This window comes from Acinetobacter sp. L-24 (assembly GCF_056857555.1).
In genome coordinates, this window is sequence record NZ_JBSXNI010000013.1 from 1 (window position 1) to 10101 (window position 10101).

Annotated in this window: 14 protein-coding genes and 1 pseudogene; 8 read left to right on the forward strand and 7 right to left on the reverse strand. The window is 35.5% G+C overall.

The window, feature by feature from the left end; translation table 11 throughout:
- From AC13CK_RS00560 to AC13CK_RS00575, 4 genes are all read left to right on the forward strand, one after another.
- Positions 1-1093, forward strand: a 1093-nt coding sequence (locus AC13CK_RS00560) for a MobA/MobL family protein (protein WP_482830873.1), incomplete at its 5' end; no start/stop codon positions are given.
- Between the two features lie 101 nt (positions 1094-1194).
- Positions 1195-1464, forward strand: coding sequence for a hypothetical protein (locus AC13CK_RS00565; protein WP_051062145.1), 270 nt, complete (start codon positions 1195-1197; stop codon positions 1462-1464).
- Positions 1465-1599: 135 nt separating this feature from the next.
- Positions 1600-2493, forward strand: a complete 894-nt coding sequence (gene repM, locus AC13CK_RS00570; RefSeq protein WP_005108776.1) for a replication initiation protein RepM — start codon at positions 1600-1602, stop codon at positions 2491-2493.
- Between the two features lie 63 nt (positions 2494-2556).
- Positions 2557-3120 (forward strand): plasmid replication DNA-binding protein, encoded by a 564-nt coding sequence (locus AC13CK_RS00575; RefSeq protein WP_005108779.1) that lies wholly within the window; start codon positions 2557-2559, stop codon positions 3118-3120.
- 257 nt (positions 3121-3377) lie between these two features.
- Here the strand turns inward: AC13CK_RS00575 and AC13CK_RS00580 are convergent, their stop codons facing one another.
- Entirely contained in the window at positions 3378-4184 is an 807-nt protein-coding gene (locus AC13CK_RS00580) for a helix-turn-helix domain-containing protein (protein ID WP_482830874.1), read from the reverse strand.
- Between the two features lie 398 nt (positions 4185-4582).
- Here AC13CK_RS00580 and AC13CK_RS00585 point away from each other — a divergent pair, with 398 nt between their 5' ends.
- Positions 4583-4783 (forward strand): type II toxin-antitoxin system HicA family toxin, encoded by a 201-nt coding sequence (locus tag AC13CK_RS00585; protein WP_482830875.1) that lies wholly within the window; start codon positions 4583-4585, stop codon positions 4781-4783.
- 7 nt (positions 4784-4790) lie between these two features.
- Complete coding sequence (locus AC13CK_RS00590; RefSeq protein WP_482830876.1) at positions 4791-5117, forward strand: hypothetical protein; 327 nt, start codon at positions 4791-4793, stop codon at positions 5115-5117.
- Between the two features lie 457 nt (positions 5118-5574).
- Here AC13CK_RS00590 and nadS read toward each other — a convergent pair whose 3' ends face one another.
- The 3 genes from nadS to AC13CK_RS00605 form a co-directional block, all read right to left on the reverse strand.
- Positions 5575-5847, reverse strand: a complete 273-nt coding sequence (gene nadS, locus AC13CK_RS00595; RefSeq protein ID WP_004896911.1) for a NadS family protein — start codon at positions 5845-5847, stop codon at positions 5575-5577.
- Positions 5840-6160, reverse strand: coding sequence for a type II toxin-antitoxin system RelE/ParE family toxin (locus AC13CK_RS00600; protein WP_004755868.1), 321 nt, complete (start codon positions 6158-6160; stop codon positions 5840-5842). Before AC13CK_RS00600 ends, nadS begins: the two co-directional genes overlap by 8 nt.
- 179 nt (positions 6161-6339) lie before the next feature.
- Positions 6340-7317, reverse strand: a complete 978-nt coding sequence (locus tag AC13CK_RS00605) for a TerC family protein (RefSeq protein WP_004761028.1) — start codon at positions 7315-7317, stop codon at positions 6340-6342.
- A 134-nt stretch (positions 7318-7451) separates the two neighbouring features.
- Between AC13CK_RS00605 and AC13CK_RS00610 the strand changes: the two are divergent.
- Positions 7452-7670: pseudogene (locus AC13CK_RS00610) on the forward strand (BrnA antitoxin family protein); the annotation flags it as partial.
- A 556-nt stretch (positions 7671-8226) separates the two neighbouring features.
- Here the strand turns inward: AC13CK_RS00610 and AC13CK_RS00615 are convergent.
- From AC13CK_RS00615 to AC13CK_RS00625, 3 genes are all read right to left on the reverse strand, one after another.
- The gene (locus tag AC13CK_RS00615) at positions 8227-8727 is read right to left on the reverse strand and encodes a YqhA family protein (protein ID WP_005108772.1); all 501 of its coding nucleotides are present in this window, start codon (positions 8725-8727) and stop codon (positions 8227-8229) included.
- Between the two features lie 109 nt (positions 8728-8836).
- Complete coding sequence (locus AC13CK_RS00620) at positions 8837-9067, reverse strand: hypothetical protein (RefSeq protein WP_005108773.1); 231 nt, start codon at positions 9065-9067, stop codon at positions 8837-8839.
- Positions 9068-9084: 17 nt separating this feature from the next.
- Positions 9085-9351 carry a hypothetical protein gene (locus AC13CK_RS00625; protein WP_006581723.1) on the reverse strand — a complete coding sequence of 89 codons (267 nt, stop codon included), beginning with the start codon at positions 9349-9351 and terminating at the stop codon, positions 9085-9087.
- A gap of 265 nt (positions 9352-9616) precedes the next feature.
- On the opposite strand from AC13CK_RS00625, the gene mobQ reads away from it, so the two are divergent.
- On the forward strand, positions 9617-10101 hold a 485-nt coding region (mobQ, locus tag AC13CK_RS00630; protein WP_482830877.1), incomplete at its 3' end, for a MobQ family relaxase.

A 10101-nucleotide genomic window follows, 5' to 3' on the forward strand; every position in this document is an offset into this window, starting at 1 on the left:
ACATCAGGTGGCCGTCGATGCCTGTATCCATGCACCGCATACTGGATCCGGCAGCGATGAACGCAATTATCACGCCCATATCCTGATGAGCACTCGCAAGCTCACTCCCGAAGGCTTCACGGATAAAACCCGGGAACTGGATCAGAAACACAGTGGAGAAATCGAACACTGGCGCGAACACTTTGCCGATATCTGCAATATGCACCTCGACACGGCCGGATACACCGCCCGAGTCGACCACCGCAGCTACAAAGACCAGGAGAATGGTCTGGAAGCCACCCTGCACGAAGGGCCGAAAGTCACCGAACTGCGCCGAAAAGGGATTGAGACCGAAATCAGCCGAAGCAATGATGAAATCAAACAGAGAAATCAGGCCCAGCTACAATACGGCAAAAATATGGATCTGCTGATTGCTGAAAATGAGATCAAACTCAGTACACTTAAAACTGAACAGCAGATCCAAATCAAAAATAGCGCTAAAACACCACCAATTGACGAAAAAGCCCTATTCGAGGAAAAACAGAGGGAAACCCTTGGCAAAGTGCTAAAACGCGAAATCAGCGCAAAAGACGCGAATCTAGACCTGGATTTCATGCAGCAGCATCTAGAGAAGGCCGAAAAGACCCTGAGCAAGCAACACAAACATCAAAACGAGTTCAATCAGCAGCTCGCCCAGGAGATCGTGAAAAACGGACTCAAGCAAAGTCATGACAAATTACAAAGCCTGGTCGATCAACACAACGAATTAACCCAGAACAAACCCTTACTGTTTGGAAAAAAAGCCTGGGAAGCCCAACGTGACGAGATTTACCAGGAACACAAAAAGCTGAAAGGTCAGCATGAACACCAGAAAAAACATGGTGTGAAGGACTTATTAGACAATGAAAAGTTCAAAGAACATGCCTGGAAGCAGTACCAACAACAACATCCGGCCAAAGCCAAGCAATACCAGACTCTATACCCATCCTATCAAGTCATTAAAAAATGTGTGGATGAGATTAAAGCAGAACAACAGATGAAACTCAGACAAGAACAACAGCTCAAAGCACAGCAACATGCGCCTAGAATGAAATCTCGGGGCATGAGTCGATAAACAGAGCGAGTGTCTACGAGCGAACTGAGAAAATTTGCCCTTTCCTTTCCCTGATTACAAGCTCCCTATCCATTAATCACCTGCATCGCAGAGCATCCCGAATGGGTGCGAACTTTCCAAGTTTGATTGCTAAATCGAGCGCAGCGAGTAAAAAAGCTGATGAGCGAAGCGAATTCCGAGTTGCTTTTGATCTTGCTTTTGCTTTTTCTCAAATTCACGAAAATATGAACCAAAAATTGCCCCGACGAATCGAGCGAAAGCGAGATTCAATAGAGTTTGAGCGAAGCGAAAACCGAGGGCAATTTTTCAAATTTCCTTTTTTAATTATTTTTAAATCTTTTAAATCTTTTCAGCCCTCTGTATGCCTTTAATAGCAATGGTTTTAGCATTTAAATATGACGGATTGACTACTAACTATGACGGATTGACTACTTAACTATGACGGATTGACTACTAACTATGACAAGTATATATTTGTCATATATTAAAAATTAAATGGTTTTATTTTGGATAAGAATCAAGTTGTAAAATCAAATCAAGTTATAGAAGCTTCATATCAATTAAGTGCCGTAGAGCAACGTATTGTCTTAGCAGCCATTTCACGTATTCCAAAGAATCAACCCATCACAGATGATGAGTTATACCCAGTGAGTGTTAATGAATTACAGCTCCTAGGAGTACACGAAAAAACAGCCTATAGAGATTTAAAAGAAGGGATTAATAGACTTTATGAAAGATCTATCAACCTTTCTGTGGACGATAAATCTATTAAAATGAGATGGGTACAAGAGGTGCAGTTTTTAGATAGTCAAAGTGTCATTGGTATTCGCTTTTCAAAACCAATTTTGCCCTTTATATCAAACCTCAGTAGAGAGTTTACGAAATATGCTCTATCTGATATTGCAGGTATCAACAGTGGGTACGGTATCCGTATTTATGAGTTACTAGTGCAATACAGACAAATAGGTAAGCGTGAAATCTCTGTTGATACTCTAAGAACCATGCTGGAACTAGGTAAAAAGTATCCGTTATTTGCTGATTTTAAAAAAAGAGTAATTGATACTGCTGTAGATCAAATAAATGAATACAGCCCTTTACGTGTGACTTATGAGCAGAAAAAAACAGGTCGTAAAGTTACTCACATTACTTTTTCTTTTAAAGAAAAAACAAGAAGTATTGGTCAGGAAAGTAAAGACATACCGAAAGAGTTCTATAAGTTAACAGATGCTCAGATAAATATGTTTGGTAATCAACTATCACGTCTACATGAACTATCTCATTTAGCACTTGAGGGTGAGAGCTATGAAATATTAGCTTCAAAAATCAAAGAAAAATTGAGAGATCCAAAACAACAGAAGCCGTTTTTACCTTACTTACGGAACTTAGGCTTCAAACCTTGAGTGTATTGAAGAATACACTTATTGTATTCAACAATACGTATCTTAAATACACAGTAATACACTATGAAAACAAGTACAAAATACAGTGTTAGTGATGCTGCCACACTGTATAAAAAATCTAGAGCGACACTTTATAAAGATATAAAAAATGGGGTATTAAGCCGTGATCATGATGGCTTTATAGACTTTTCAGAGTTATTAAGAGTATATGGTGAACCGTTTAGTGGCAAACAGTCAAAACGTATTGATACACCTCAAATACAAAACCTAGATACACCTGAATACACTGATAAAACAGTTATAGAATTAAAAAATCAAATCGATTTTTTGAAGAAACAATTAGAAAAAGCAGAAGATAGAGAGACTAAAGCTAATGCTCGTATCGATACGCTTCTTACACTAATTGAAATGAAGCCCCTAAAATCCAATATTGATTTAAATAAAGAGAATATTGAAAGTAAGATCTCACCTAACTCAGATGATATAACTACCAATATTCCTTCAAAAAACCTTAAAGAGGACGGATTGACTACTTCAGAGAATAAACGTATCCCTGTTCCAGAACACGTTGAGCCTGAACCTAAGAAGAGAAGCTTCCTGAGCCGTTTTTTCCTTCCCTATGGTTAGCTAGGACTCCAATTTTTTGATGAGCCAATTTCAGTGCAAGCACATGAAATAATGACTCCTCAAAAAACCGGATGATGTTTATTGAAACTGAATAAAACCGTGGAACATTGGTCATTAAGTGATCGTGGAACGTGAAGAATCGACAAAAAAGCCCATTTGAGGGTAAATGGGCTTTTCAATAGTATATAAGAAATTGATTTTTAAAGTAATAAAAAGAGCATTTCGTATAAGGTGTATTATGTTAATTTTAGGAATCATTAATATGATTCTTCATCCCAAAATATGCTCTCATCTACACTTCTTCGATCTCGATTATAAATAATGCCACTCGTATGATTTCTTACTCTTATTCTACGATCTCTCTCAGGTGTTAACTTATTTATTCTGTCACTAATTTCCTTCATTTTATTAAGGAGTAAATTCCTTTCAACCTGTTCTAATTGATCAAAACTTTTAGGTGAAAAATTCTCATCTAAAGATAAGCTTACATAATCAATTTTTAAATCATGGAGTTCATCTTGTAATTTTTTAATTTGTTTATTTCTCAGATTTATCCTGTATTCCCTTGTCAGTTGATAGAAATTATTACTTCTAAATATAATTTCAATAAGTTCATCTAATTTTTTATAGTCGATAGATTCAAGAGTATGGAATTTATCTTCTATTTCAAAATCATATTTGAACCCGAACCAATCCTGAATATAAAGATAGCTGTTTTTTACATAGTTTTTTTGAAGCGTTTCCGAATCATTATTTGTCAAAGAAATATTATCTAGACTCAAATATACATATATACCTTTCTGAGCTAAGCCTTGGATAACTTTTTGTAGTATCTCATCAGCAATTTCCCTATCAACACTTAAACATTCCCACATATAAATATATGTAGCATATGAAATGTTTGATGTTCCTAATTCATATTTAGATAACAACCGTCGATTAAAACCTATCTCTTCCGAAAACTCTGATTGACTCATATTAGCTGATAAAAAAATGTGTCTTGCTATTGAGAAACAAGAACCAAAAACCACATTGAATGAGGCTTTATATTCAAAGTTCATCATTACGTCCTACATATAAGATTCACCTACTATAAAACAAAAAACAAAAAGTCTCAAATGTAATTTAATTAAACCAATTATCACCAATATTAGTATGTTTTTTGATCAATTGATACTTATTTAGATCACTTGTGGTTGATTTAGTTCCTTAAAGAGCTATTATTGAATTACAGACCAACACATCAGGAGACCAAAAATGTGGGATGTATTAATTGATATCGCGGCAGAAGTAGCTAAAGAAGTTGTTAAAGACATTGTGAATAATTAACTGGAAATAAGAGATATGAATATTTTTTCTAATACAAAAAGTCCAATTGAGGTTTTCTTCCCACCGATTCCGCCTATCTTTTTCTAAGATAGAACGGGGGCCCTAGGGGCCCCAATGTTTTAGGGGTATTGGTATGAAATTTAGAAGATTGAAAGCAAAACAGGTTTTAAAACTAGTTACATCTCTTGGTTGGTATTTCGATAGCCAAAAGGGTAGCCATAAGCATTTCAAACATCCTATTAAAAAAGGAAAAATTACCATTCCAGATCATGGTGATCTCGATATAGGAACATTAAGAAGTATTTTTGAACAAGCTGGTATAGGAGCTTATTGAGATAATTATGAAATTAATTATTAGTGCAATTTTTCTATTTTTTTTAATTGGAAGTGGAACTTTATATTTTCTTTCACAACAGAAGTTAATTCTTACGAATCAGCATAAAGAATTAATGATGATGGGAGAATTTTCTAGAGTGAATAAGCTTCAAACAACACAGAAACTTATTCAAGAAGTTAAAAAAGATAAATTAATTAAAGTTCATGAGTTCAATAAAGTAAAAAGGACTTTTACTTCTGAAATGAAAGCATATTTAAAAAAGAATGGGCTAAAGAGCCAAACTTTACATATGAAATACAGAGTAAAAGGATCAACAGAAGCATTTATTTAACATAATGGCGATTATACGAAGTACACCTGTATATTAATATTTAAATCAATAACTTAAAATTTTAGTCATGACTAAGAAAAGGCAAAAAATCGGCTTTTGTAATAAGTTGGTGAGTTTTTAAGCGAATCTGTAACATTTCGCCAGTAAATTTGATTAAAAAACGATCGATTTAGCAATCAGCGCCCATTTCATCGGCTTCTAGGATCCGAAACTATCCCCAATTGCTGTGGATAAAATTTAGGCTATTTTGTACGCTTTGGCTCACATAAAACTCGGCCCTTTGCGGCTATCCAGGATAGGTGAATTTTCCTATGATGAAGTCATAGAGAACAGGATGTTCCAAACAACAAGAATAAGAAAGATCGCACCAGGAGCGTGAGGTAAGACAGGAGTCATACCTAGCAACCCAATATGAGAAACCCCGGCAGGATGCTGGGGTTTTTTATTATCTAATTTTTTAAATCAGGGTTGGATGAGCATCTAGAATGCGGATCAGCGTTGCTGCAGGACCAGTTGGATAGCGACGGCCTTGTTCCCAGTTTTGCAGGGTTCTGGCACTGATATGCAAACGTGCAGCAAATTCAGCTTGGGTTAAGCCTGTCTTCTCACGTACTTCCTTAATATCCGGCAATTCAAGCTCAGTTACCCGGCTTGCTTTCATTTCATTGCGTTTGATGGCACCAGCTTCTTTGATTGAAGCAACCAGATCATCAAATAAGTTGTTATCCATGAAATTGCTCCTTCACTAATTGACGCAAAATAGAGGTCTCTTTGTCTGTCAGGTTATCTTTCGTAGACTTTGGATAAGCCACCAAGAAAAATATCTGATCATCTTCTGTGACCCAGTAATAGATCACACGGATACCGCCACTTTTACCTTTATTACCTTGAGCACAGCGTACTTTACGAATGCCACCGCCATTCTTGATTAAGTCACCTTTATCAGGCTGTACCAAGAGATCTTGCTGGAGCTGACGATACTCTTCATCACTTACAAGCTCTTTGATTTGCTTGGTAAAAATACTGGTTTCAATGAATAGCATAGGTTTAAGTACGTCAATGGCGTATAAGAATTTTAGCAGTTTTAGAGCGAAAAAACGAGAGCTATAGGCTCACGTTTCGCATAATCAGTATTATGTTAATTTTAGGAAAACTTATAATCAGAATAATTAACAGCCACTGTTTTATTGGTAGCTATTAATTATTTAAAGGATTGTAATTTTTACCTATGAGTACTTTGATCTTTTGTTTTCCAAAGAGAGTATAGAATTCCTGTAAACAAGATGATGAACGTGATCGAAAGGGAGACTGGCGGTGGAATTTTTGCTATACCTAATCCATCAGCTATAAAAATTTTTGATCCAATAAAGACTAACAATACTGCTAATGCGTACTTCAAATAATGGAAGCGGTCGACCATTGCTGATAGGGCAAAATATAAAGCACGTAATCCCAAAATTGCGAAAATATTTGAAGTATAAACAATAAATGGATCTGTCGTAATCGCAAAAATCGCAGGAACACTATCTATTGCAAAGATCAGATCTACAAATTCAATCATGATCAAGGCTAGAAAAAGTGGTGTCATAAACCAGGTTAATTGGTTAGTTTTTGGATCAATCTTTTTCACCCAGAACTTCTCTGCATGAAGCTGCTCAGTGACACGAAATCTTTTTTTAATAAAGTTCAAAATAGGAGAATTTCCGACTTCATATTCTTTATCAACACTTAGCCACATTTTTATCCCTGTAAAAATAAGAAAGGCTGCAAATATATAAAGAACCCATGAAAATTGGCTGACCAGTGTTGCGCCCACGCCAATCATGATAGCTCTTAGAAAAATTACACCTATAATTCCCCAAAATAAGACTCTATGCTGATAAATTCTTGGTATCGAGAAATATGAAAAAATCATTGCAATGACAAAGATATTATCCATCGCTAATGATTTTTCAATTACAAAACCGGTTACATAGTTAATCCCTGCCGTGGGTCCGAGATACCACCACACCCATGCGCCGAAAAGTAAACCTAATGTAATATAAAATGCTGATAGTGCTAAGCTTTCTTTAACACCAATCTCTCTTACCTTACGATGAAATACTCCAAGATCTAGAATAAGCAGGACAAGTACAATAAGGATAAAGAAAATCCACATCCAAACAGGTTTATCTAAAAAATTCGAAAATAGAACGTCCATAGTTTTCCCCTGCTTATACTTGTGCTTATATGAGTATGAGAAGATATGCTCATTGTCAATATTTATTACATATAAAGATATATTCAGAATTCATAAATCCCCCCATTTAACATAATGGTGCTTATACGAAACATGTACCAGATGAGCTATTAGATCTATCAGATATTCCTGAAATTACAGACTGAAGTAATGCTATTCGTCATGGGCAATTTTATTGTCCAGTAAAGCAACAAACCTCTGTTCGTCTTGATGCTGATGTACTTGCATGGTTAAAAGCACAAGGGAAAGGCTATCAGACACGCATGAATAAAATTCTGCGTGAAGCAATGTTAAAAGATTTAAAAAATCATTAATAAAAATGGGAGTTTAAGCTCCCATTTTTGATTTTCTAAAAACTTTAGGAAAATTTAAATTAATCTATAATTAGAATAGATTTTTTGATTAATTTCCTCTAATAAATTATTAGCTAGAATAATTTTTTCAGGGCTGTCTAAGCCGTCACAACGAAAAATAAAACTTGAATTTGCTTTCTCAACCGAAATCACATTCAGCCCAACAAAGTATTCATCCAGCTTTTTTAATTCAGAATGGCTAGGTTTGTGCAACAAAGCCATTTGGAGTTAGAAAAGTTCCGAATCCTGATCGGGATTTTTTTAGAAAATTTTTGGCAGTTTCTAAGAATATTGGATCATTTTTTGGTTTTTTTCTTATGGAAAAACCAAGCATGCAGATTTTTTGATTAAAGAAAGAGTGCAGTATTTCTATTTGAAGCTGCAATCTTTGACGCAATTTTGAGTTTAGTGAAGTTTGAATCAGACATTTTTTCTCAATACATGACGATCTCTAATCTTAACTTCAATTAAATGCTCAAATAAAAGAGTAATTATAAATGAGTCCTTGCGATTTAAGTTATTCATCGTCTTTGTGATGATCATTATCGAATAGCTTACAAGTAAAAATTATTGCTAATATGACTAGGCTAGAAGAAATACCAGCATATAAGTTGGCTAAAGTTCCACCAAAAACAACAAGATCTTCTAAAAACAAGATGACTATAACTACAATAGATACATGTAATATAATAACTTTTAGATCATGAAACTTATTAATTGATAGTGTCTTAAGAAAAGAACTATTGTCAAAAATAGCTTGTTGAATAAATAATTTATAAAAACCTGCTGAAATTAAATGAAATGTAATAGCAATTAACGAGACATCGAGGATTTTTAAAAATTTAACAACAACTATTTTTACTTCAAAATTAGTTGCATATATATTTTTTATAATAAAAATTATTGCATCAATTAGAAGATATATAGTTGATAAATATAAAAAAATAGAAGATATTATGCAATTTATAATAACTATAATAACTAAAAATCTACTCTTTTCAAAAAAATTTTGTAGCACTTGATAACATCCCTTAAAATGAGGCTTTGTTGCATAAATATGTAAGCATCTGATTTAAATAAATTTAATTTTGGATCAAAAAATAATCAAAACTTTTAAAATCATATAGTTATGATATCTTTGTGCAACAAAGCCGTCCAGTACTGGAAACTACATCATAACCTCTCTGATTAACTGAATCAGCTAATTGTCCTAAGGTCATCATAGCTACATAAAGTTCCCCAATTCTTCCTGTTAAATGCCTTAATTCTGCAATAGGCATTCCCCAAGAGAGTTCTTTTTCAAACCATTCAATAGATTCACCTAAAGACTTAATAATATCGAATTGGCTCAATGCCATGATTGATTTCCTATCACTTATAAATTAAAGAGCTTACGATCACGTTCATCAGTCAAATACTTGTCCATCTGTGCAATCAATTTTGCCCGGGCCTGTTCATCTTCTTCAGTGATTTTTAGCATACAAGATCCGATTAGAATTTTGCGTCTAGTATCATCTTTACGAGCCTGTTCTTTCTCTTTAGCACGTTCTCTTGCAAGTGCTGCCTGTCTTTGAGCTTTAAGCTGTTTCAGCTTTTCTTCCTGGGCTTTAATTTTGCTGTCTAGTGTTTCAGTAACGCTCATTAATCCAATACCATCATCCTGGGAAACCATCCCTAACATAAGCGCACTTGAATATGCATTCAAGGTGCTATATGTATAGTAATGTTTTCCTCGAAGAGCGCACTTGAATATGCATTCAAGGTGCTATATGTATAGTAATGTTTTCCTCGAAGAGCGCACTTATGCAAACTTCGTGTGCAAGTCCGATTGGGGTCTCCCCAATACCCCGACAACCGTAGGCACGGTTGTATTTCACTACGTGAAAATTTAAAAGCGAAAAATAGGCATGGCGATTTACCACTTTTCAGTCAAAACCGTAGCACGATCCGCAGGACGTTCTGCCACTGCTGCGATTGCATATCGCGCAGGTGAAAAGATCTATTGTGAACGTGAAGGCCGAGAACATGACTACAGCCGAAAAACTGGCGTGGAATATAAAGAAATTTATTTACCCGAAGACGCACCAAAGCATCTAAAAAACAGGGAAAAACTCTGGAACGAAGTTGAACAACGGGAAACCCGAAAAAACTCGACAGTCGCCCGGGAATTTGAAATTGCCTTTCCAAGGGAATTAAATCAGGAACAACGCCTGGCCATGCTCGAAGAACTATGCGCCAGTATCGTGGACAGACATCAGGTGGCCGTCGATGCCTGTATCCATGCACCGCATACTGGATCCGGCAGCGATGAACGCAATTATCACGCCCATATCCTGATGAGCACTCGCAAGCTCACTCCCGAAGGCTTCACGGATAAAACCCGGGAACTGGA